Genomic DNA, 23,066 nt, shown 5'->3' with positions numbered 1-23,066 from the left:
CCGCAGCCTTCAACGTCACCCTGGCGCAGGCCGGGGCCCGGCGACAACAGCGAAGCGGCAACGCGAGCCCCGCCATCGAAACCCGCGCCGCAGGACGCGAGCCCTTCGCAGTAAGAGACTCCAGGCTAGATTCCTCTCAGCCATGCTCTCCGAGGAACATCACGGCTGAAGCCACTACGGCACATCCCCGCAACCCAGCACTCTCTCAAGCTGCAAGCCTCCGCTGCGGCTTGCGGAACAGCAACAACGCGAGCTTGTCCGCGCGAAAACGGCCGGCGCTGTCGACGATGCCGGACTGCTCGAAGCCGACCCGACCGAGCAACCAGTCCGGCTGCGCGTCCACCGGATTGATCGTCGGATCGCTCGTGAACACGAGTTCATACCCGGCCGCGCGGGCGCGCTCCGCGATCGCCGGCGTGTAGCGGCCGTGCGGGAACGACATCGTCAGCGGGGCCGCGGCCGAGGGCAGCTGCGTGGCGACCTGGGCACGCGCGCCGCCGAGTTCGGCATCGAGATCCTGCGCGCGCGTCATCGGCGTGTGGGTCTTGCCATGCAGGCCGATGGCGACGCCGCCGCGTTCGAGCTGGCCGAGTTCCTCGGCGACCACCATGTGCCGGTGGCCGTCATCGAGGGCGGCCTCGAACGGGGCCAGCGCCGCCTGGCGCGCTTCATCGTCGAGATCCTCGAGCCTGGCAATGGCCGTGCGCAGCTCGCCGATCCCGTTGCCGGCCGATCGGTCCTCGTCGCCCGTCGCGGCCAGCAATTGCGGCGCAGTGACGCGGCCGAGGCGCCAGGCCCCGACGATACGTTCCTGGAAGAACGGCAGGCGCCGGCCGACCACGTCGGCGACCACGAACAGCAGGGCCGGCAGCGATGCGGCGCGCAGGCGCGGCAAGGCAAAATCGACATTGTCCGACCAGCCGTCGTCGAACGTGATCAGCAGCGCGCGCGGCGGCAGCGCGCGGCCCTGCCTGCGCGCAGCGAGCACGTCATCCACGGAGACGATGGTGTAGTGCCGGCGAAAGAACGCGAGGCAGCGCTCGAACAGGCGTGTGTCGAGCGTGTAGTCCGGATCGCACGACGTCCAGCGCGGATCGTCCGGATCGAGCACGCGGTGGAACATGATCACGGTCAGGGAGCGTCGGTTGCGAAAACGGTGGTAGAGGCCGAGCAGGCCGCTACCATAGAGAAACTTCTTGACGAGATCGGACAGCATGACCGCGATTCCGGAGGTTTCCGCCATCATACCGACATACAACCGGCGCGAGCTCGTCGTGCGCGCGATCCGCTCGGCCCTGGACCAGACCCGTCCGGTCGAGGAAATCATCATCATCGACGACGGCTCGACCGACGGCACCGGCGAGCGCCTCGCCGCCGAATTCGGCGACCGCATCATCCAGGTGCGTCAGGCCAATGCCGGCGTCTCGGCGGCGCGCAACCGCGGCATGGCCATGGCTCGCGGCCGCTACCTCGCCCTGCTCGACAGCGACGACGAATGGCTGCCGGAGAAAACCGAACGCCAGGTCGCCTGGCTCGAGGCCCATCCCGGGTTCGGCATGGTCCTCTGCGATGTCGAGCGCATCGATATCGAACGCAAGCCGATCGACCGCTTCCGTCGCCGCGAGGTGATCCAAGAGGACGGCTGGGTGCTCGGCAGCGTCCTGCAGAACCCGGCCCTGGCACCGGTCTCGGCCATGTTCCGCCGCGAAGTGTTCGCCGACGTCGGCGGGTTCGACGAATCACTGGCCACGGCCGAGGACCTCGACTTCCACCTGCGCGTGGCCGCGCACTGGCCGATCGGCGTGATCGACGAAGTGCTCGCCCGCGCCATCCGCGGCCATGACGGCCTGTCTTCGCTGTCGCGTACCTATGACGACTACACCCGGGTGATCGAGCGTGCGGTGGCCGCCGCCGGTGACAAGGTGCCGGCCGACGTCGGCCAGCGCGCACTGGCCGCCGCCTACCTGCGCAATGCACGCGGCGCCGTGTTCGAAAACCGCTTCGGCGATGCCCGGCGCTGGATCCGCACTGCGCAGAAGACCTCCGCCAACCCGGACATCCGCCGCGAGGCACGCGCCATGCGCGTCCTCGCCCTCAAGCGCCGGGTCCTGAACCTGTTCCGGCGCCACCCCTGAGCCGGCCAACCCGTTGCGGAAATTCCGTTCGTCCTGAACACAGCGAAGCGGCGTCGAAGGACACCCGCGGCGTCATGCATACGATCTCGATGGAACGGCATCCGGCGCGCATCGAGGCGCGAGCGATGCCTCGATCCCATCACCGCCGCATCGTCTCCTTCCGGCGAGGCGCCCGATCCATCCGGGCGGCGACAAACCTGGCCCGTCGCTCGATCATGCGATCAATACTTAGGTATTTACCTTAGCATTGGCGCAGCGTAGACTCGGGCAACGCAACAGCCTCGCCCATCCCGGCAAAGGAAAACGAAGTGGCCCAGTCCGCCGTCGCCGACGCCGTGTTTCTCGCCCTGTCCAACCCGACCCGGCGCAAGGTCCTCGAGCGCCTTTCGCGCGCACCGGCCACGGTCGGCGAACTGGCCGCCCCGTTCGACATGCAACTGCCCTCGTTCGTGCAGCACCTGTCGGTGCTCGAACGCAGCCGGCTCGTGAAATCGAGCAAGCGCGGGCGCGTGCGCACGTATGCGATCGCGCCCGAGCGCTTCAAGGTCGCCGAGAACTGGCTCAGCGCGCGCCGACAGGCATGGGAGGCGCGCCTCGACCGCTTCGACCGGTACGTCACTGAACTCAAGGAAAAGGAACCGCAGACATGAACCCACCCTTCCCGTTCGATCCGAAAACCGACTTCGCCATCGAACGCTTCATCGATGCACCGACGCGCCTGGTCTGGGAAGCGTTGACGAAGCCCGAGCACCTCGCGGCCTGGTACATGCCCAGGGCCTGGGGACGCGTCTCGCATGCCGAACTGGACCTGCGCCCAGGCGGCATCATCCGCATCGACATCGCCGTCGGCGACGGCCCCGATTCACCGAACCTCGGCTGCGTCCTCGAGGTCGTTCCGCTGCAACGCCTGGTCTGGACTTCGATGCTGTTCCCCGGATACCGGCCGGCAGTCTTCGACGACATCCCGATCACCGCGATCATGCAGATGGCATCCGACGGCAGCGGAACGCGCTACGTGTTCACGGCCCTGCACCGCAACGAAACCGACTTCCAGACCAACAGGGAATCCGGCTTCTACCAGGGCACCGAAATCGCCATCGACCAATTCGTGGCGCACGTCATAGCGATGAAGTAGTCCGGTACCATCCGGGTCGGTCGTCGCTTCACGGCTTTCACGCCGACACCGCCTCCGCAAGCGCCAACCAACCCGCAGATCGACCCTTGGCCTCCGCTGCAAAGAAGGAATCACTCCGTTCGTCCTGAGCGTAGCGCAGCGAAGTCGAAGGATGACGGCGACAACCTTCTAGCAAAGATGCCATTCGCCGTATGCTCCCCGGTACCCGACAACGGACCCTGGAGCGGGAGACAGAAATGAAGCGATTCCTGATCTCATTCGATGACGGAACCATGCGGATTGCCGAAGCCGACCTCCCCGCCGTGGATGCGGCCGCCCGCGCCGTCGTGCGCGAAGCCAAGGCCGCAGGCGCCTGGATCTTCGGCGGCGGCCTGCTGACCCAGCAAGCCAGCATCGTCGCCATTGACGGAACGGTCACCGCCGGCCCCTACCCCGAAACCAAGGCCGTCCTTGGCGGCTTCTCGATCATCGAAGTGCCGACCCGGGATGAGGCCCTGACGTGGGCCGCCAAGTTCGCCGCGGCCTGCCGTTGCGCCCAGGAAGTGCGCGAGATCATGTTCGACCCGGAGTCCTGAGTCCCGATTGATCGCTTTTCTCGGCACGTCGCGATCCGCCGCGCACTTCGATCGATTGCCGTGGCCGATCGAATCCCGGGTCACATTTGTCCCGATCATGCGCTGACTCATGTCGACGACGACGCATCCGTAAAGGCGGATCCAGATCGAATACGCGTTCGCCGTGTGCTTCCGAACCGGCCATGATGGCAATGCCTATGCCGTCGGCTTCGATGGCGTAGCGCCCATCGAAGCCGAGGCGCACGGTGACGGTGCCGCCGCGGCCGATGGGTATGTCCAGCACCTTGAAGTCCAGTTCCTGGCCGTCGTCCCAGACCGAGAATCGCAATGGGTCCACGCCGCCGCGGTTCACGACGTCGTCGACTCCGCCGCGGATGACGATTCCCACGCGGGTACCTCCATCATCGCCGGGCGCGGTTTGCTGGGCCGGATCTCGAGCCTTGAACCCAGGTGGGTGCGGTCGAAGTCTTCTGCATAAGACAGAGCCCCAAAATGTCTTGTCCACAAGCCTGACTTGAGCCAGTGGCCAAGCGCTTCGCGCGCCCACCCTCACCGGCCTGTCGGCAGGTGAATTCGCCCCATCCATGGGGCTCAACCTCCGGGCAGCATTCGCTGCTCAAAACGGCAATCCTGCCGTTTTGTCTCCCCCCAAAGGGAAAGTCGATGCTTGGTGCGGCTTTTTCTCCCTCTCGCGTTGGCGAAAGAAGCGTCCAATTTCGACCGGCAAGTCCCGAGAGCTACTCGAACCCGTTCGCAAAGATCAGGTCCGACGCCGCCGAATCGAAGCGCCAGATGCGCCCGTTCTGGTGGTCGACCAGGTAGAGGTCACCGTTCGGGCCTTCGCCGAAGGCGCTGACCGTGCCGTAGCCGGGGGCGATGCCCGAAGGGAAGACCGAGAACGTCCAGTTGCCGCCACCGCCTTCGGTGCCGATGAAGACTTCGCTCGTGCACGAATCGCCGAAGATGAAGTGCCCGTTGAGCGGACTGATCGGGCCGCGGTAGCGCACCCCGCCGGCGACCGAGCAACGGCTGTTGGCGTGCGAATACTCCATGACCGGCCCGACCGTGCCGTAGGTGGCCGGACAGGTGGATCCGGTGCCGCCCGGTCGGCCGGGGTGGTTGCCCTCGCATTGCGGGTAACCGAAGTTGCGGTTGCCGCTCGCGTAGCGGTCGATCTCTTCCCAGTTGCCTTCGCCGACATCGCCGATCCAGATCTCGCCATTGAGACGATCGATGCTGAAGCGCCAGGGGTTGCGGAATCCGTACAGCCAGATCTCGGCGCAGGTATTGGCCGTGCCGGCATAGGGATTGCCGGCCGGAATCGAATACTGCGCCGCTTGGCCCGCCGTGGCGCCGCATTGGTTGGCCGCCGCCGAGGCCGTCGGGTTGCGCACGTCGAGGCGCAGGATCTTGCCCATCAGGTAGTAGGTGACGTTGCTGACGGTCTTCTTCCAGAGGTTCTGGGCGAGATCCTCGGGATCGAACGAACCGGTGCCCGAACCGGTGCTCCAGTAGAGGTAGTTGTCCGGCCCGAAATGGATGTCGCCGCCGTTGTGGTTGTAGAACAGCGGGATGCGCATCACCTCGGTGTCGCTGCCCGAGAACGTGTTGGCGGCCGGGTTGCTCGCCACCAGCCGGCGCAGGATCTCGCCGTTGGCGCCGCTGCCCGAGTAGACGATGTAGAGCGTGCCGTTGCTGGCGAAGGCGGGATCGAAGGCGAGGCCAAGCAGGCCGCGCTCGACATCCGAGGTATCGACCGAACGCGTGTAGTACGGCGTGGTCAGCAGGGTGCCGGCCGCGTTGATGATGCGGATCGCGCCGCCGCGCTCGACCACGAACAGGCGCCCGCTGCCATCGTTCGGACTGCGGATGGCGACCGGGTTGTTGAGGCCGGTGGCGACCGAGGTCAGGTGCAGGTCGCCCGGAATCGTGGCGCCGGCGAGGCCGGGCAAGGCCAGGGCGAGGGCCAGGAGAAATCCGCGCAGGGCCCGGGTCGGATCGAATGGATGCATGGTGGTTTCCTTCTCGTTGCTGCCACGGAGTCCGGGCCGCCGGCCTCTGGAGGCCGTTGTACGGACACTCGGCACGCGATCGTCCTGAATGGGCTGCCGGCATCCGGCGAATCGAAAATCCGGCGAATGACCGGATGCAGGCACGCATCTTAACGCCGCAGGTGGCGCCCCATCCAATCGTCGATCGAATCGATCAGGCGCAGGCGATCGGCGGCGGCAAAGAAGGTGTGGTCGCACAGCGGCCAGTGTTCGAATGCGACCGCGGCCGATCGGCTCGCGGCGCCGTAGGTCTCGCCGAATTGGCGACGGTGCAGGAAGTAGCTCGCGCCGCCGGTGAACAGAAAGAACATCGACACGCCGCGCTCGATCAATTGGGCGAACTGCGCGCGCTCGAGACCGTCCGCCGGCCAGTCGCGCAGGTCGGCGTCGGTCATGCCCGGTCCCGGGCGTGGCCGCACGCGCCGGTGCAGCGCGCGTACCCAGGCCACGGGGTTCTTGGCCAGGCCGCGGCGCAGCCTGGCGAAACGATACCACCAGCCCTTGCGCGCCAGGCCGTCGATCGAGAGCAGGCCGCAGACGCGCGCATCGGCCAGGGCCACCTGCCAGCCGAGATCGGCCGCGCTGCACAGGCCCCCGACGACGAACCTCGAATAACCGTGGCGGAACTGCAGCACGTCCATGGCCGCACGGATCGTCTGTACCAGCGGCACGTCGCTGCGCGCGATCGAATCGCCGACGCCGGGCGCATCGAAACGCAGCGAGGCATGGCCGCTCGCGGCGAGGCGCCGGGCCAGCCGCGTGTGCAGGCGGAACGGCCCGCTGCGGTGGATGAAGCCGGCATTGAGCAGCAGCACGCAGACGCCGCTGCCCTGCTCCGGCGGCGGCCCGGCCAGCACCCCGAAGCGGCCTTCTTCGAGAATGACGATCTCCTCGCTGCTCATCGTGCGATGGTTCCTGCGGCAAGCGCATCGGCGATCGTGCGAATCGGCGCGACGGCGACGCGCGACATGTCAATCTCCTCGGCCCAGGCCGACAGCGGCACGGGCAGTTCGACGAAGCGCGCATGGGCCGGCGATGCCGCGCCGACGCCGGCGTCGAGCAGGGTCACGCGCGCCGCATCGATGCCGGCATCGGACCAGGCCAGTTGTTCGAGCTCGTCGAACAACCGGGTCGTGAACGGATAGCCCATCAGGGAGTCCGTGGCGCCGGGCGGGATCGTGCGCGCCATCGGATAGCGCATCGGCGAACTGCGCTCGTCGGCATCGCGCTGGCGCAGGCCGGCCAGGTAGGACGCGCCGTCGACGACCGGCTGCCACAGCCAGAGCGCGTCGGCGATGCGTTCGCGCACGAGCCGGGCGGCGACATGCGCGCCGGCGCGAACGCCGAGCGCGACCAGCGGCACGGCGGGGTTCCTGCGGCGCAGGAAATCCGCGCAGAACGCGGCTTCGGCGTCTGCCTGCGACATCAGGAATTCCTCGGCGTCGCCTTCGGAATCGCCGCAGCCGCGGTAGTCGAATCGCAGCACGTCGAAGCCGCGCTCGCACAGTTCATGCGCGAGCAGGGCGAACAGGCGGTGGCTGCGCACGTACTCGTGCAGGATCGGTGCGCACAGCAGGATGGCGGCGCGTGCCGGTGCGGTGGCGACGTGCAGCACGCCGAACAGGCGCGGCGAACTTGCGGGTATCCACAACGGCTCAATTCTCACGATTCCGTTTCGCGCCTCATTCCGAACAGCCTGAGGGCGCGCTCCTTGAGGCTCGGCGCGCGTCGTGCGGCAGCCTCGATCGCCTCCTGCGGGAGATCGGCGGCGAGTGCGCGCAGGCTGCTGTTGGCGACCTTGAGGATGGCGAGGCGCACGCCGGTCTGGTCCTCGACGCGCGCAACCAGGGTCATCGCGAGCAGCGAATGACCGCCGAGATCGAAGAAATTGTCGGACGCCTCGACGGCGGGCAGGCCGAGCAGCGATTTCCACAGTTCGGCCAGCCAGCGCTCGCTGAAACTCATCGCCTCGGTCGCGGGGGCCTGCTCGCGCGGTGCGCGCGGCGGCGGCGGTCGGTGCAGGACGGAGCCGGCTACCGTGCCTGCGGCGACGATGCCGAGGCGACCGTCGTGCAGCCAGCGCGCGCGCAGCGCCGTGGGATACCACTCTGTGCCATCGACTGGATCGGCAATCGCAGCGAATACTTCGCTGCCGGCGGTGGACGCGAGCGGCACCGGACCGGCGACGCACAGGCGACCCGCGCTGGCGGTCGGGGCCAGGCCGCCACGCTCGTCGAGCACGCGCGTGCGCAGCAATGGCGTGCCGGCGAAGGCCCGCGCGGTGTCCGCGGCGGGCGCGCGACCGAGGGTGGCGAAGGGCAGGCCCGCGGCGCCGACGGCGCCGGCCAGCCAGACTTCGACGGCCATGTTGCGGGCGGCATCGACGCTGGCAACGTCGAGACCATCGCCGACGCAGATCGCGCAGCCAATAGGCGCGCCGCCGGCTTCCAGCGCGGCCAGCGCGATCCACACGTCGGCCGCCGCGAGGACGAAGCGCGGTCGAGTGGCTTCGAGGCGCGCGCGCAGCGTTCCGGCATCGTCGCGTTCGGCGCCCGTTGCGGGAATCCACTCGAGGCCCCGCACGAGGGCGAGCAGGCACTCGAATACCGACAGGGCCGCACCCGGCGCCGTGACGCCGAACACCCCGTCGCCTTCGTTCGCGCCGAGTCGCGCGGCACATTCGCCGAGCAAGGCGCCGAGTTCGGCGTGGCTGATCGCCCACAGACGCGTCGTCTCGGCGTTGCCGGGCCCACGCAGGAGCAGCGCGTGATCCCCGGCGGCATGGTCGGCGGTTACGCGCGCATCGGCGCCGGCCATGATCTCGGCGGCATCGGCATCGAAGCAGAGGCTCTGCTGGCGCGGCCAGTCGAGGCGGCCGACGAGGGTCGATTCGCCGAGCAGCAGGACGGCCCCGGCTTCGTTCAACGCCGCAGTGAGGGACGGCGCGGGCAAGGTCGGATCGAGCGGCAGCAGCGTGGCGCCGACCTTGAACACGGCGAGCAGCGCGGCGACCGCATTGACGCTGTGCTCGGCGGCGAGCACGACCACGGCACCACGGCCGATACCGCGCGTGCGCAGGCAGGCGGCCAGGCGATTGGCGCGCAGTTCCAGCTCGCCGGCGCTGGTCGCCCAGCTGCCGATGCGGACCACGGCGCGCGCCGGATCCTGGTCCGCGCGGCGCTCGAAGGCCTGATCGAGGCAAGGTGCCGGCTCGGCGCGCGGGGCAATCCGGCCGAAGTCATCGATACGGGCGAGGTCGGCGCGATTCGCCGAGGTCAGCGCGGCAATCGATTGCGCCGGATCGGCGACCACGCGATCGAGCAGTTCAAGATAATGCGCGGCGAACAGGCGTGCCGTGTCGGCCTCGAAAAGATCGGCGTTGTAGAGCACGCCACCGACCATGCCCTTGCCATGCTCGAGGAACCAGATCGCCAGGTCCTCGCTGGCCGCGCGCTGGAAGATCAGCACCTGTTCCTGTTGCAGGCCGGCCCAGCGGCTGTTGCGTTCGCGTGCGTCCTGGTAGGAGAACTGGGCCTGGTAGAAGTGCGTGGCGCCGGCCAGTTCGCGCATGCCGGGTTCGCGCATGAGATCTTCGAGCTGCACTTCGGGGCTGGCGAAGCCCTTCATCACGGTGGCCTTCACGCGGCCGACCAGGGCGAGGAAGCTTTCCCCGGGATCGACATCGATCGGCAGCGGCAGCAGGTTGGTGAACAGGCCCATCACGTTCTCGACCTGGTCCGAGGCGCGCACCCGTACCGGCGTGCCGACGACGAGGTTGCCGCTGCCGACGAAGCGCCAGAGCAACGCGTAGTAGGCCGCCAGCAGCGACATGAACAGGGTCGCATCGGCACGCCGGCCGAGCGTGCGCAAGGATTCGGTCAATGCGGCCGGCACGGCGATCCATTCGGTCTCGCCTCGGCCGACCAGGGCGGTGCCGCGCGGCCGGTCGGTCGGCAACGGCGGCGGCGCGCCGCTTTCGCCGAGGCGTTGCTTCCAGTGCGCCAGCTCGCGCGCGAATTGCCCGGCGTACTCGGGCCCCTGCAGCCATTGCGCATGCCACTGGGCGAACTCGCCGTAGCTCGCCGGCAGCGGCTCGAGCGCCGGCGCGCGGCCCTCGCGGAATGCCGCGTACAGTTCTGCGAACTCGGTGTAGAACAGATCGAACGACCAGCCGTCCCAGATGATGTGGTGCGGCATGAAGAAAAAGACATGCTCGTCCGCGGCAAGGCGGAACATGTGGGTGCGGTACAGCGGTGCCTGTTCGAGGTCGATGACGACATTGGTCAGCGCATCGAGCCGGCTCATCAGCTGCCGTTCGCGCTCCGCGGCGGGCAGCGCGGAGAGATCCTCGGCCGGGAAGAAGCGTGCCGGCACGACGTCGTGGATGCGCTGGATGACCTCGCTTCCGTCGCGCTCGATGGTCGTGCGCAGGATCGCCTGGCGCCGGGTCATTTCGGTGAACGCGCGCTCGAAGGCCGATTCGTCGAGGTTGCCGCGCAGGCGGTGCGCGGAGGGCGTGTTGTAGACGACCGTGCCCGGATTGAGCTGCTCGAACAGCCACAGGCGTTTCTGCAGCAGCGACAGCGGCGCGATGCGCGGATCCTCGAGCGGCTGCATGGCGGTGGTGGCCTGCCGCGCCGGCTCGGCCAGGCGCTGGCGCAGGGCCGCGGCCAGCCCGGCCACGGTCGGGAATTCAAAAAGCAGGCCGAGCGAGAGCGACAGCGAGAATTCGCGGCCGAGTTGCGCGGTGAGCTGGGCGGCCAGCAGTGAGTGGCCGCCGAGGGCGAAGAAGTCGTCCTCGACGCCGATCCCGGGCAGCGAGAGCGCCTGCTCCATGATCGCCGCGATGCGCCGTTCGAGCTCGTCGCGCGGGGCCACGTGCGCACGCACGGATTCGGCCTGGGCGAACTGCGGCGCGGGCAATCGCGCGCGATCGATCTTGCCGTTCGGCAGCAGCGGAATCGAATCGAGGACGATGAAATGCTGCGGAATCATGTACTCGGGCAGCAGCGTGCGCAGGTGCGTACGCAGGTCGGCCTCGTCGATGCCGGCGTTGTCGCGCGCGACCAGGTAGGCGACCAGGCGCTGGTCGCCGGGGCGATCCTCGCGCACGATCACGACCGCCCGGGCGACTGCGGCATGGCGCGCGAGATTCGTCTCGATGTCGCCGAGTTCGATGCGGAAGCCGCGCACCTTGACCTGGAAGTCGAGGCGGCCAAGGTGTTCGAGCGTGCCGTCGTTGCGCCAGCGGCCGCGATCGCCGGTGCGATAGCGGCGCGCCTGCGGATCGGTCGCGGACGGATCGGCGATGAAGCGTTCGGCGGTCAACTCGGCGCGATCGAGGTAGCCTGCGGTCACGCCGGCGCCACCGATGACGATTTCGCCCGCTACGCCGATCGGACAGGTGGCGCCGTGCGCGTCGAGGATGTCGATGCGCGTATTGTCGATAGGCCGACCGATGCCGATGCCCTGCGCGGTCGATGCGATGCGCGCGCAAGTCGACCAGACCGTGGTCTCGGTCGGGCCGTACAGGTTCCACAATTCATCGCAACGTTCGAGCAGGGTCGCGGCCAGATCGGGCGGCAGCGCCTCGCCGCCACACAGGGCCCTGAAGCCGCAGCGTCCCGACCAGCCCGCTTCGAGCAGCATGCGCCAGGCCGACGGCGTCGCCTGCATGACGCTGATCTCGCGTGCGTGGATCAGTTCGGCCAGGGCACGACCGTCCATGACCTGTTCGCGCGAGGCCAGCACCACGCTGGCGCCGACGCTGAGCGGCAGGAACAGCTCGAGCACGGCGATGTCGAACGACAAGGTGGTGACCGCGAGCAGGCGGTCGCCGGCGGCGAGACCCGGCTCGCGGCGCATGCTGGCGAGAAAGTTGGCCACGGCGCGATGCGGCACGCGCACGCCCTTCGGCGTACCGGTCGAACCCGAGGTGTAGATCACGTAGGCGATGGCCTCGGTGTCGCTTGCTGCCGGCTCGGTCGCCGCGTCGGCGGCGATCGGCATCGCAGCGGCGGCCGCGACCGTGAGCACGCGTTCAGGGGCGAAGTCGACGCTCGCGACGAGCGCATCCTCGGTCAGCAGCAGGGCAAGGCCGGCATCGCGGGCCATGAAGTCGAGGCGCTCGCGTGGAAAGGCCGGATCGAGCGGCACGTAGCCGGCACCGGCGGCAAGCACGCCAAGGATCGCCGCGAGCATGTCCGGGCCGCGTTGCACCGAGACGCCGACCAGGTCGCCGGCGACCACGCCGCGCGCGCGCAAGGCTGCGGCGATCCGGCGCGCGCGTTGTTCAAGTTCGGAATAGCTCAGGCGCAGTTCGCCGAATTCGATCGCGCAGTGCTGCGGCGTGCGCGCGGCCTGGGCGAAGAACAGGGCTTCGATGCGCCGCGCCTCGAACGCGGTCGGCGCCGGTTGCAGGGCGTGCAGTTCGGCGGCGGCCGTGGCCGAGAGCATCGGCAGCGCGGCCAGCGCGCGCGTGGCGTCGTCAACGACCGCCCGCAGCAGGGTCGCGTAGGCATCGAGCCAGCGCGTGATCGTCGCCGCATCGAACAGGTCGCTGCGGTACTGGCACTCGAGGCGCAGCGCCCCGCCGACCTGCACCGCGTTGATGAACACCTCGAAGTTCTCGAAGCTGCGCGCTACCCCGGCGAAGCGCGCGCGCAGACCTTCGAAGCCGAGACTTTCGTCCTCGAGTCCCGGATCGAGGTTGAACAGCACGGAGACCAGCGGCAGGCGGGCCGGATCGCGCGCGATCGAGAGGCGCTTGAGCAGGGTGCCGAAGGTGTAGCGCTGGTGCTCGAAGGCGTCGAGCAGGTCGCTGCGCACCTGCCTGAGGGTCGCCTCGAACGAGACCGCGGGATCGAGGGCGAGGCGCAGCGGCAACACATTGACCGCATGCCCGACCAGGCCCGGCTGGTCGGCCGCGGACTGGCCGGCCGCGGGAATGCCGACGACGAGATCGTCCTGACCGCTGAGACGCTGCAGGAGCACGCCGAAGGTCGCCAGCAGGGTTGCGTAGAGACTCGCTCCGCGCGCCGCACCGGCGCGCTTGAGCGCGGCCACGAGGTTGGCATCGAGGACAAGATCCTCGCGCCGCGAGACGAAGCCGCGCTGGCGCGGACGCGCATGGTCGAGCGGCAGGTCGAGCGGAGGCGGCAGCGGCGAATTGCGTTGCAGCCAGTAGGCTTCGTCGGCGCGGTAGTCGGCACTTTGCGGATGGACCGCTTCGCCCAGCGCGAACTCGGCGAAGGATGGCGGCGTCGGCAGCGTCGCTTCGCGGCCTTGCAGTGCCGCGCCATAGAGCTCGGCCAGCTCGCGCACGATCACGCCGAACGACCAGCCATCGCAGACGATGTGGTGGGTGCTGATCAGCAGCACGTGCTCGGTGGCATCGAGGCGCAACAGCCGGGTGCGCAGCAGCGGGGCATGTTCGAGATCGAACGGCGTCTCGACCGCTTCGCGCAGGATCGCCTCGAGCGCGGCCGCGCGCCCGGTTTCCGGCACGGCCGAAAGGTCGGTTTCGACGAATGCCAGCGTGGCCGCCGCCGCGACGCAGAACTGCTGGCCGTCCGCACTGAAACTGCCGCGCAAGGCGTCGTGGCGATCGAGCACGCCTTGCAGCGCGCCGCGCAGTGCGGCGACCTCGAGGGTGCCGCTCAGGTGCAGGGTCACCGATTCGTTGTAGGCGAGCGAAGCGCCTGGTTCGAGGCGCGCCGCGAGCCAGATCTCGCGTTGCGCTTCGGTGGCCGGAACGACGCGCTCGAGCGGCGCCTCGGCGAACGGATCGTAGTCGACGGCGACGGTGCCGCGCGCGGAGTCGGCCGGTGCCGTCATGCGTCCACCTTCAGGTATTTGCCGGGCAGGTCGGGATTCGGCACGAACCAGGCCGGATTGCCGTGCGCGTCCTTGCCGAGGCGCGCGCCCGGGAGCGGCGGCTGGCTGGCATCGAACGAGGGTGTGGCGGCGGCTCCGCGTCGCGGCAGGAAGTCGGCCTCCTGCAGTTCGGCGATCGATTCACGGAAAGCCTGCGCGATCGCAGCGAAGTCGGCCTCGCCATGCGCCGTGGTCATGAAGCACGGGAAATTGTCGAGGATGTGGATGCCGCGGCTGCGCATCATCGCGAACAGCAGGTCCTGCATCGGGTGGTCTTCCTGGAAATTGACCTTCCACACCGAGGCGAAATGGGTGATCGCGATCGGCGCGCCGAGTTCGGCGCAGCAGGCATTCATGCCTGCGACCATCGCCGCGGTGCGCGCGTTCAGGCCCTCCTGCAGGCCCGGCCCGTGTTCGGCCAGGTGTTCGAGCACGGCCTTGGCCGCGGCCAGGGCCAGCGGATGGCGCACGAAGGTGCCGGCGAAATAGGTGACGCCAACGGTCGGCACCGAGTCGTCGCCGAATTGCCAGTGGCCGCCATCGAGGGCATCCATGAAGGCGCGCTTGCCGGCGATCACGCCGATCGGGAATCCGCCGCCGACGACCTTGCCGTAGGTGGCCAGGTCGGCGTCGACGCCGAGCAGATGCTGGGCGCCCCGCGGATGCGAGCGGAAACCGGTGACGACCTCGTCGAAGATCAGCAACGCGCCGGCCGCACGCGTGACCTCGCGCAGCTCGTGCAGGAAGGCGCGCGGCTGGAAGTCCGGGCGCCGGCTCTGCACCGGCTCGACGAGCACGGCGGCGATGTCGTTCGCGCGTTCGCGGATGATCGCCATCGCCTCGGGCGTGCCGTAGTCGAGCACGAGCACGTGCTCGGACGTATTGCGCAGGATGCCCGGCGCCGCCGGCACCGAGCGCAGGGTGCGCGTGCCGCGCACGATCACTTCGTCGAAGATGCCGTGGTAGGACCCGCTGAAGATGACCAGGGTGTTGCGACCCGTGACCGTGCGCGCCACGCGGATCGCGCCCATCACGGCCTCGGAACCGGTATTGCACAGGCCGGCGCGGTCGAAGCCGGTCATCTTGCAGATCAGCTTCGCGACATCGCCGGCGAGCACGTGCTGCGGGCCGATCTCGTAGCCGAGATCGAGCTGGCGCTTGACCGCGTCGAGCACGAAGGGTGGTTGCCAGCCGAACAGGTTCATGCCGAAGCCGTTCAGCGCGTCGATGTACTCATTGCCATCGATGTCCCAGACGCGCGAACCCTTCGAGCGGTCGACGACGATCTGGTAGATGATTTCCTTGAGCAGCGGGCGGAAGCCGTTGACCACGCGCGGGTCGGCCAGGTGCGGACGATGCCGGGTCGTGTAGTCCTTCGATTGCTGCGTGCGCGCGATGTAGCGGCGCATGAACGCGGCCAGGCGCTGGCGCTGGCGTTCGCTCAATTCGCTGCGCCCGGAGTGGATGCGCGCGATCGCGCCGAAGGCCTTGTTGACGTCGTAGTGCGTATGCGCAAGGGCGGCTTCTTCGTCCGAGGTGGCTGGCGCACTCGGGGTCGAGGCTGGCGTGGCCGGCACAGGCGCCGGCGCGGGCACGGCCGCTGCTGCTGCAGCGGTCGGTGCGGCGCCACCGAGCAGGGCCAGTTGCTGCTGCATGATCTGCATCTGCTGCGCGATCACCTGCTGGAGCACGTCCGCGCCGGCCGCCAGGGGCAGGCTCGCCGCGGGCATCGCTGCCGCAGCGGCGCTCGGCGCAGCAGCCGGCGCCGTATCGGCCGGCAATTCGGCATCGAGATGGGCGACCAGGCGATCGGCCGAGGACAGGTCTTCCATCAACTGGCGAAAGCTCAGGCGGATGCCGAACGATTTCGACAATTGCAGGGCGACCTGGGTCAGGGCCAGCGAGTCGAGACCGAGTTCGATGAAGTTCGCGGCCGTCTCGGTCTCACCGATCTCGGTGCCGGAGACCTCGTCGATCAGCGCCTTGATTCGGGCCAGCAGGCGCGCTCGCCGGTCGGCACCGGCGGGGGGAGTCATTTCGACGACCATGGGTTTCTCCGGAAGCACATCTGGCATGGCCAGCAGGGGTTGCGGCGGCAGCGTCGCCGGCGTTGCGATCGTGGCCGGCGCGGCATCGACCCAGCAGCGCCGGCGTTCGAACGGATAGGTCGGCAGGCACAGGCGACGCCGGTACGCGCGACGGTCGAGCACCTCGAGATCGAGCGCGACGCCGGCGCTCCAGAGCTGGCCGCAGGCCGCGCGCCAGGCGGCGCTTTCGGCCTCCGGCGAGTCGGCCAGGGTGGCGATCGCCAGGCGCGGTCGCTGCGGCTGCTGGCGGGCCAGCGTGGTCAGGGTGGCGCGTGGGCCGACCTCGAGCAGGACGCGCCGGGCGGCGGCGTCGAGGATCGTCGCCAGGGCTTGCGAGAAGCGCACGGTGCCGCGCAGATGCCGCGTCCAGTAGTCGGCCGAGACGGCCTCGTCGGCGTCGAGCAGGCGCCCGTGCAGGGTCGACACGATCGGAATGCGCGGCGCCGACAGCGCGACCTCGGCGACCTCGGCGCGGAACGGATCGAGCACGCCATCCATCATCGCCGAATGGAAGGCATGCGAGGTGCGCAGCAGGCGGCAGGCGACGCCGTCGGCTTCGAGGGCGACGCGCAGGGTTTCGACATCGGCGATCTGGCCCGAGACGACACAGGCCGACGGCGCGTTCTCGGCCGCCAGGCACAGCGACTCGGGCAGGCGCGCGGCGAGGCGCTCGGCATCGAGGCGCACCGACAACATGGCCCCGGCCGGTTGCGCCTGCATCAGGCGGCCGCGCCGGGCGACCAGGCGCAGGGCGTCCTCGAGGCCCATCACGCCGGCGATCACGGCGGCGACGAACTCGCCGACGCTGTGGCCGACGAGCAGACCCGGCCGCACACCGGCGTCCATCCAGAGCCGGGCCAGCGCGTATTCGATCGCGAAGGTCGCCGGCTGGGTAACGCCGGTATCGAGCAGGGCCTCGGCGTCGTCGGCGAACAGGCGATCGCGCAGATCGAAGCCGAGTTCGCCGGCCAGCATCGTGGCGCATTCGTCGAGCGCAGCGCGGAAGGCCGGTTCGCGCGCGTGCAGGGTCCGACCCATGCCGGCGTATTGCGCGCCCTGGCCCGGGAACAGGAAGACGACCTCGGGCTGCGCGCTCGTCTCGCCGGCCGCGTCGGCACGCAGGTCGGTCAGCCGGGTGATCGCCTCGGCGCGATCCGCGGCGACCACGGCGAGGCGGCGGGCGAAGGCCTTGCGCCCGTGCGCGAGCGTGAAGGCGACATCGGCCAGGGCGATAGCGGGCTGTTGTTCGAGGTGGCGGGCCAGGCGCCGGGCGACCTCGGCCAGTGCCCCTGGCGTGCGCGCCGACAGCAGCAGCACGTGCGGCCCTGCGCAGGTTTCGGCCGGCGGCGCGGGCGGCGCTTCCTCGAGGATGACGTGCGCATTGGTGCCGCCGACCCCGAACGCGCTGACCCCGGCACGCAGCGGAAACGCGCCGCGCCACTCGCGCCGCGCCGCGTTGACCACGAACGGCGTGCGGCCGAAATCGATCGCCGGATTCGGCGCGTCGACATGCAGGCTCGCCGGCAGGTCATGGTGCTCGAGCGCGAGCGCGGTCTTGATCACGCCGGCCGCGCCGGCGGCGATGACGAGATGGCCGACATTGCTCTTGAGCGAACCGATCGCGCAGAAACCGGTGGCATCGGTCGAGCGGCGGAACGCCGCGGTCAGGCCGGCGATCTCGATCGGATCGCCGACCGGCGTTGCCGTGCCGTGCGCCTCGACATAGCTGATCGAGCGCGCGTCGATGCCGGCGTCGGCATGGGCCATCGCGATCACGGCGGCCTGGCCGGCCTCGCTCGGCGCGGTGAAACTGGCCTTGTCGCCGCCATCGTTGTTGACCGCGCAGCCGCGAATGACCGCGTGCACGTGGTTGCCGTCGGCGATCGCATCGGAAAGCCGCTTGAGCAGGACGACGGCCGCGCCATCGCTGAACACCGTGCCCTGCGCGTTCGCCGCAAACGTGCGCGTGTGCCCGTCCGGCGAGAGCATCGCGCCTTCCTCGTAGCGGTAGCCGCTGCGCGGTGGGCAGGTCACCGCGACGCCGCCGGCCAGCGCCATCGCGCAGCGTCCGGCGCGCAGCGCATCGACGGCCTGGCAGATCGCGACCAGCGAAGTCGAACAGGCCGTGTGCACGCTGATCGCCGGCCCGGTCAGATTGAGCCTGCTGGCGACGCGCGTGGTGATGTAGTCCTTCTCGTTGGCCAGCATGACCTGGAACGCGCCGAGCCGTTCGACCCGGTCCGGATGGGCGCTCACGTGGCGCTGCGCATAGGTGGCGTTGTACATGCCGGCGAAGATGCCGACCGGCGCCGCATGCCGGTCGGGAACGTGCCCGCCGCGCTCCATGCACTCCCAGCACAGTTCGAGGAAGACCCGATGCTGCGGGTCGGTCAGCTCGGCTTCGCGCAGGCTGATGCCGAAGAAGGCCGGGTCGAAATCCTCGACGCCGTCGATGACGCCGCGCGCGCACACGTAGGCCGGATCGTCGCGCTCTTCGCGGCCGATCGAGGGATCGAGCTCATCGAGGGCGAACTGGGTGATCGATTCGCGGCCCTCGCAGAGGTTGGCCCAGAACGCCTCGACGTCGGCCGCGCCGGGAAAGCGCCCGGCCATGCCGACGATCGCGATCGGCTCGATGCCGTGGCCGGCCACGCGATGGCTGATGCGCTCGCAGGCCACCGAGGACGCGCCACCGGTCTCGATCTGCGTGGCCAGCGCGCGCGCCGTCGGCAGGCGGAAGAAATCGGTGATCGAGATGGTGTCCCCGGCAGCGGCCAGGCGTGCCACGCAGCGGGCGGCGAGCAGGGAATTGCCGCCGAGATCGAAGAAGTTGTCGTCGCGACCCACTTCGTCGACACCGCACAACTCGCCGAACAGCGCGCAGATCCGCGTTTCGATCGCACCGACCGGCACCGCGTACGCGACAGCCAGCTCCGGGCGTCGTGTATCCGGCGCCGGCAGGGCGCGCCGGTCGAGCTTGCCGTTCGCGGTCAGCGGCAATGCCTCGAGTGCGACGAACACCGAAGGCAACATGAACTCCGGCAGGCTGCGGGCGAGGAATGCGCGCAGCTCGGCCGTGTCGATTGACGCATCGGCGACATGATAGGCCACCAGGCGCTTCTGGCCGGGCCGATCCTCGCGCGCCAGCACGGCGGCCGAACGCACGGCCGGATGCGCGCACAGGGCTGCTTCGATCTCGCCGGTCTCGATGCGGTAGCCACGGATCTTGACCTGGCCGTCGGCGCGGCCGATGAACTCGAGCACGCCATCGTGCCGCCAGCGCACGAGATCGCCGCTGCGATACATGCGCGCAGGCACCGGCGCGAACGGATCGTCGACGAAGCGCGCGGCATCCAGATCGGGGCGGCCGAGGTAGCCGAGGGCGACGCCGGCACCGCCGATGCACAGCTCGCCGATCGCGCCGACCGGCACCAGCGCGTCGCGCGCATTGAGCACGTACAGGCGCGTGTTGGCGATCGGCCGGCCGATCGGGATCGACCGCGTATCGGCCGCGAGATCGCGCGGGATCGGCCAGGTCGCGGCGAAGGTCGTGCACTCGGTCGGGCCGTAGCCGTTGATGATCGTGGTTCGCGGCAACAGCGCCAGGGCCTTGCGCACGTGCGCGACCGAGAGCGCCTCGCCGCCGATCAGCAACTGGCCGAAGCCGTCCAGGTGGCGCGCGTCGTCGTCGACGATGGTGTTGAACAGGGCCGCGGTCAGCCAGGCGATGCGCACCTCGTAGCGGGCGATCGTGCGGGCGAGGCCGGGACCGCTCGGGATGCGTTCATCGTGCACGACCACGGTGCCGCCATTGAGCAGCGCGCCCCAGATCTCGAGCGTCGAGGCGTCGAAGCCGAGCGGCGCCGCATGCAGGATCCGCGGGCCGTTGGCGAGATCGACGTAGTCGACGTCGCGGACGAGGCGAATGATCGCGCGGTGCGGAATGGCGACGCCCTTGGCCACGCCGGTCGAGCCCGAGGTGTACATCACATAGGCCAGCGCTTCGCCCGACAGCACCTCGGCGACAGGCGTGGCCGCGGCGGGTGCCGCCTCGAGTTCGGCCAGCGTACGGCGCGGCACCTCGACCCCGGGCAAGGGCGTGTCCGCGTCGGCCGCCTCGATGACCAGGGCAACGCCGGCGTCGGCGATGACGAAGGCGAGCCGCTCGGCCGGATGACTGCGATCGAGCGGAACATAGGCTGCACCGGCCTCGAGGATCGCCAGCATGGCGACGATCGCCTCGGCGCTGCGTTCGAGCAGCAGGGCGACGGTCGCACCGCGACCGATGCCGGCGCTGCGCAGGCCGTTCGCCGCACGTCGGGCGCGCTCGCGCAAGTCCGCGTAGCTCAGTTCGGCCGCGACCGTGGCGACGGCGACGCGATCGGCGCAGTCGCCGGCGATGCGCTCGAACAGGCCGACCAGGGTGTCGGCCGCATGGCGCGGCACGTCGGTGGCATTGAAGTCTTCGAGCAGGCGCTGCCGCTCGCTGGCCGACACGATGGACACCTCGGCAAGTCGCTCGGCCCGCGCCAGGCCGGACAGGACTTCGCACAGGCCATCAGCGAGCAGGTCCAGGGCGGCTGCGCCGAAAGCCGCGGCGTCGGCGATCACCCGGAGCTGCGGCGGCGCAGTGGCGTGCAGGCTCCAGCGCGGAGCGCCGTCCGCAGCGGTGTCGGCGGCGCCCACGTCATGCGCCCAGCCACCGACCCGGCTCGTGGGCAGGTTCGAATCGGCCGGCACCGGCTGCGGACCCGCGCCGAGCCAGTCGTCGACGCGACGGCCGTCCCCGTCGACGAAGCGCAGGCGCGAATCGCCTGTGCCACGGAGGATCACATCGGCATTGCCGGTCAGGCGCAGGTCGAGCAGGCCCAGTGCGGCATCGAGCATGCCCTCACGGCGGATGCCGAGGCGCTGGGCGCGTGAGTCGAGTGCTTCGAGGAGGCCGGCCGCGAGGACGCGTTGCACGCAGACCGGCCCACTGCCCTGCGCTTCCGGCGCGGGCGGCAGGATGCCGCTCAGCTCGATGCGTTCGGCAGCGGCGTCGGTGGTCACGGCGCTCATGCCGGCACGCACCGGCCGCTCGCCAGCGGCGGCGATGGCGGCGCCGATACCATCGCCGGGCGCTCAGTGCACATCGGAGTGCGCGTAGGCCGCGCGGTCGGAGCGGATCGTGCGCCCGGCGACGCGGCGGACCAGCAGTCGTGCATTCGAAATCGAGCGAAACGAGGCGTGCAGGAAGCCGTCGAGCAGACGGTTGCTGTCGACCGCCGGCGCCTCGATGCCCCATTGGCGCAGGCGGTAGTGCGCGCGATGCAGGAGGCTGTCGCGCCGCGTCGCATCGGTGTAGTAGGTGAAGCTCATCGTGATCGACGGCTCGGCGCCGTTTTCGACCATGTGCGGACTGGTCGAAGGCATGTAGGCGCCCTGGCCCGGTTCGAGTTCGAACTTCTGCGCGCGCTCGCGCAGCTCGTCGCGCCAGACCAGCAGGTCGCGCTCGTGACAGGCGTGGAAGCGGTCGCGCGCGGCTTCGCTGGCCGCCTCGGTATCGCGATGGTCCCAGACGTAGACGGTCTTGCGGCCGCGGACCTGGAAAAGGAAATTGTGTTCCTTGTCGAAATGGAACGGCGTGACCGTACTCGGCGAGGTGACGAAGATCCAGCCGCCGCGATAGCACATGCCGGGGTCGCGGGCTTCGATGTCGGAGGCGATGCCGTCGAGGACCTCGTCGACGAGGGTCCGGTACAGCGGATCGGTCTGCACGTTGAGCAGCGACATCCAGGCCTTCGCGTCGGCGATGTGCTCGAGCGTGTCGGTCGCCGAACGCTTGTTCGGGTGCAGGCGCGGGGCATTGTTGAACGAGGTGCCGGCGTCGACGGCGTTGCTGTGCGTGCGCACGCGGCCGTGCGCCTCGAGGCGGCCACCGAGGGCGACCAGCTGGTCCGGCTGCAACAGCGGGTGCTCCATCAGGCGATGACGGAAGCCCTGGATGCGCCAGGGATCGAAGTTCGCCCAGTCCAGGTCGACACGAGCTGTTCGCTTGTCGCTCATGAGCCTGCTCCCATGCCGCATTTCTCCCCAGCCGCACGCACGTTCATCGCGCCTGTACCGATTTGCATGCGCCTCGATCGGCGCACCGTGAACCGGCTGGCCGCGCGATTCGCCATCGCCGGCCGTGCGCAGCGATTGGACCGGGTCGTCGAGCGCAACGCCATGCAAGCATCAGCCCCTGTCCGCCGAAGTGCCCTGCTGCAATTGACCGGCTCCGGGCGCAAAAGTTTTCCATCGCGTCCACTCATTCGAGGCTGAAGCACATGCCATGATAGCGGTCAATCGAGTATTCGGGACAAAAGGGAATTTGCACCGACCGATCCAGATGCTCCCAACGCTCGATGAGCCGATACCCCAACGCACGAATCCCGTGCAGGAACTCGGGAACGGCGCCGATCCGGTACGGACAGACCGCGACCCCGATATTCTGCAGGGTGAAGAAGCTCCGGTCTGGATGCATCGGCGTCAGGTTGACCAGCAACCTGCGCGGCAGCACGCGCTGCGCCTTGAGCAGCTCGACCAGGGAATAGTCGAGGTATTGCAGCGCGCCCTTGGCCATCAGAACGTCGCATCCGTCGACAGCGTCGAGATCGACGAAGGCGAGGCGGCGCTGTTCGCCGCGCTCCGCACACAGGGCTCGGCCCTTTTCCATCACCGCTGGCACGTCGTGCACCTGCCAGAGCAGGTCGCGCGGGTAGTCCAGGTAGGGCTGGAACGCGTAGTAGCTCAGCCCGACATGGCCGCCGAGGTCGACGATGCGCCGGCAGCCTTCGCCGAGCATGCGTTGCAGCCAGTACAGGGCCGGGTAGTCGCTCGCCTCGAGCCGGCTCAGGCGCTGCTCGTAGAGCTCGGCGGCGGCGGCGGTGTTGTAGTCGGGCGGCAGGCCGGGCGGAATGTCGGCACGCGCCGCTTCGAAACTCGCATAGACCCCGTAGTAGGCATTGCCGCGGCGGTGGGCGCGGAATCGGCGCCGATACAGCGGCCTGGCGAGCAGGTTCAGGCCCGGCAGTTCGCTGATCTCGTTGATGATGCGACGGATCCTGCTGCGCTGGACGCCCAAGGAGTGCTCCCTGCCCGATCGAATATGTGGAGGCCCGAGTTGCCGCCGGCGGATACGCTCGATGCCTCGATGCGTATGCGGAGACGGAGCATGGTAGCCC

General features: G+C 69.3%; 13 protein-coding genes. 4 read left to right on the top strand and 9 right to left on the bottom strand.

What is annotated here, in order from left to right:
• Positions 1-205 precede the first annotated feature (205 nt).
• The gene (locus tag BM125_RS01590) at positions 206-1,216 is read right to left on the bottom strand and encodes a polysaccharide deacetylase family protein (protein ID WP_175497851.1); all 1,011 of its coding nucleotides are present in this window, start codon (positions 1,214-1,216) and stop codon (positions 206-208) included.
• On the opposite strand from BM125_RS01590, the gene BM125_RS01585 reads away from it, so the two are divergent.
• The 4 genes from BM125_RS01585 to BM125_RS01570 all read left to right on the top strand — a co-directional run bounded on the left by BM125_RS01585 (position 1,215) and on the right by BM125_RS01570 (position 3,845).
• Positions 1,215-2,135 (top strand): glycosyltransferase family 2 protein, encoded by a 921-nt coding sequence (locus BM125_RS01585; protein ID WP_092404613.1) that lies wholly within the window; start codon positions 1,215-1,217, stop codon positions 2,133-2,135. The two genes, BM125_RS01590 and BM125_RS01585, sit on opposite strands and share 2 nt — an antisense overlap.
• Before the next feature lie 308 nt (positions 2,136-2,443).
• The gene (locus BM125_RS01580; protein WP_092404211.1) at positions 2,444-2,785 is read left to right on the top strand and encodes an ArsR/SmtB family transcription factor; all 342 of its coding nucleotides are present in this window, start codon (positions 2,444-2,446) and stop codon (positions 2,783-2,785) included.
• Entirely contained in the window at positions 2,782-3,270 is a 489-nt protein-coding gene (locus BM125_RS01575; RefSeq protein WP_092404210.1) for an SRPBCC domain-containing protein, read from the top strand. The genes BM125_RS01580 and BM125_RS01575 overlap by 4 nt, the downstream gene beginning before the upstream one ends.
• A gap of 236 nt (positions 3,271-3,506) precedes the next feature.
• Positions 3,507-3,845 carry a YciI family protein gene (locus tag BM125_RS01570; RefSeq protein WP_092404209.1) on the top strand — a complete coding sequence of 113 codons (339 nt, stop codon included), beginning with the start codon at positions 3,507-3,509 and terminating at the stop codon, positions 3,843-3,845.
• Here BM125_RS01570 and BM125_RS01565 read toward each other — a convergent pair.
• From BM125_RS01565 to BM125_RS01535, 8 genes are all read right to left on the bottom strand, one after another.
• Positions 3,823-4,350: a hypothetical protein gene (locus BM125_RS01565; protein WP_139224812.1), complete on the bottom strand. Its 528-nt coding sequence runs from the start codon at positions 4,348-4,350 to the stop codon at positions 3,823-3,825. The genes BM125_RS01570 and BM125_RS01565 overlap by 23 nt on opposite strands.
• A gap of 232 nt (positions 4,351-4,582) precedes the next feature.
• Positions 4,583-5,857, bottom strand: coding sequence for a PQQ-dependent sugar dehydrogenase (locus BM125_RS20090; protein WP_175497842.1), 1,275 nt, complete (start codon positions 5,855-5,857; stop codon positions 4,583-4,585).
• A 149-nt stretch (positions 5,858-6,006) separates the two neighbouring features.
• Positions 6,007-6,798 carry an alpha/beta hydrolase family protein gene (locus tag BM125_RS20085; RefSeq protein WP_175497840.1) on the bottom strand — a complete coding sequence of 264 codons (792 nt, stop codon included), beginning with the start codon at positions 6,796-6,798 and terminating at the stop codon, positions 6,007-6,009.
• Positions 6,795-7,562 (bottom strand): serine aminopeptidase domain-containing protein, encoded by a 768-nt coding sequence (locus tag BM125_RS01555; RefSeq protein ID WP_175497838.1) that lies wholly within the window; start codon positions 7,560-7,562, stop codon positions 6,795-6,797. The genes BM125_RS20085 and BM125_RS01555 overlap by 4 nt, the downstream gene beginning before the upstream one ends.
• The gene (locus BM125_RS01550; RefSeq protein WP_092404205.1) at positions 7,559-13,732 is read right to left on the bottom strand and encodes a non-ribosomal peptide synthetase; all 6,174 of its coding nucleotides are present in this window, start codon (positions 13,730-13,732) and stop codon (positions 7,559-7,561) included. Before BM125_RS01550 ends, BM125_RS01555 begins: the two co-directional genes overlap by 4 nt.
• Entirely contained in the window at positions 13,729-20,919 is a 7,191-nt protein-coding gene (locus BM125_RS01545) for a type I polyketide synthase (RefSeq protein WP_092404203.1), read from the bottom strand. Before BM125_RS01545 ends, BM125_RS01550 begins: the two co-directional genes overlap by 4 nt.
• A 63-nt stretch (positions 20,920-20,982) precedes the next feature.
• Entirely contained in the window at positions 20,983-21,906 is a 924-nt protein-coding gene (locus BM125_RS01540) for a cupin-like domain-containing protein (RefSeq protein ID WP_175497837.1), read from the bottom strand.
• 244 nt (positions 21,907-22,150) lie between these two features.
• The gene (locus tag BM125_RS01535) at positions 22,151-22,966 is read right to left on the bottom strand and encodes a methyltransferase, TIGR04325 family (RefSeq protein ID WP_175497835.1); all 816 of its coding nucleotides are present in this window, start codon (positions 22,964-22,966) and stop codon (positions 22,151-22,153) included.
• Between the last annotated feature and the right edge of the window lie 100 nt (positions 22,967-23,066).

Origin of the sequence: Dokdonella immobilis (genome assembly GCF_900115085.1) — a bacterium.
GTDB lineage: Bacteria > Pseudomonadota > Gammaproteobacteria > Xanthomonadales > Rhodanobacteraceae > Dokdonella > Dokdonella immobilis.
Note: the sequence above shows the minus strand (reverse complement) of the source record. Positions and strands in the feature narration are given on the sequence as shown.

What these genes read in the sequence shown, in the direction of transcription:
- BM125_RS01585 (WP_092404613.1), top strand. Translation starts at nt 1,215, where the DNA reads ATGACCGCGATTCCGGAGGTTTCCGCCATCATACCGACATACAACCGG.
- BM125_RS01590 (WP_175497851.1), bottom strand. Translation starts at nt 1,216, where the DNA reads ATGCTGTCCGATCTCGTCAAGAAGTTTCTCTATGGTAGCGGCCTGCTC.
- BM125_RS01575 (WP_092404210.1), top strand. Translation starts at nt 2,782, where the DNA reads ATGAACCCACCCTTCCCGTTCGATCCGAAAACCGACTTCGCCATCGAA.
- BM125_RS01570 (WP_092404209.1), top strand. Translation starts at nt 3,507, where the DNA reads ATGAAGCGATTCCTGATCTCATTCGATGACGGAACCATGCGGATTGCC.
- BM125_RS20090 (WP_175497842.1), bottom strand. Translation starts at nt 5,857, where the DNA reads ATGCATCCATTCGATCCGACCCGGGCCCTGCGCGGATTTCTCCTGGCC.
- BM125_RS20085 (WP_175497840.1), bottom strand. Translation starts at nt 6,798, where the DNA reads ATGAGCAGCGAGGAGATCGTCATTCTCGAAGAAGGCCGCTTCGGGGTG.
- BM125_RS01550 (WP_092404205.1), bottom strand. Translation starts at nt 13,732, where the DNA reads ATGACGGCACCGGCCGACTCCGCGCGCGGCACCGTCGCCGTCGACTAC.
- BM125_RS01545 (WP_092404203.1), bottom strand. Translation starts at nt 20,919, where the DNA reads ATGAGCGCCGTGACCACCGACGCCGCTGCCGAACGCATCGAGCTGAGC.
- BM125_RS01540 (WP_175497837.1), bottom strand. Translation starts at nt 21,906, where the DNA reads ATGAGCGACAAGCGAACAGCTCGTGTCGACCTGGACTGGGCGAACTTC.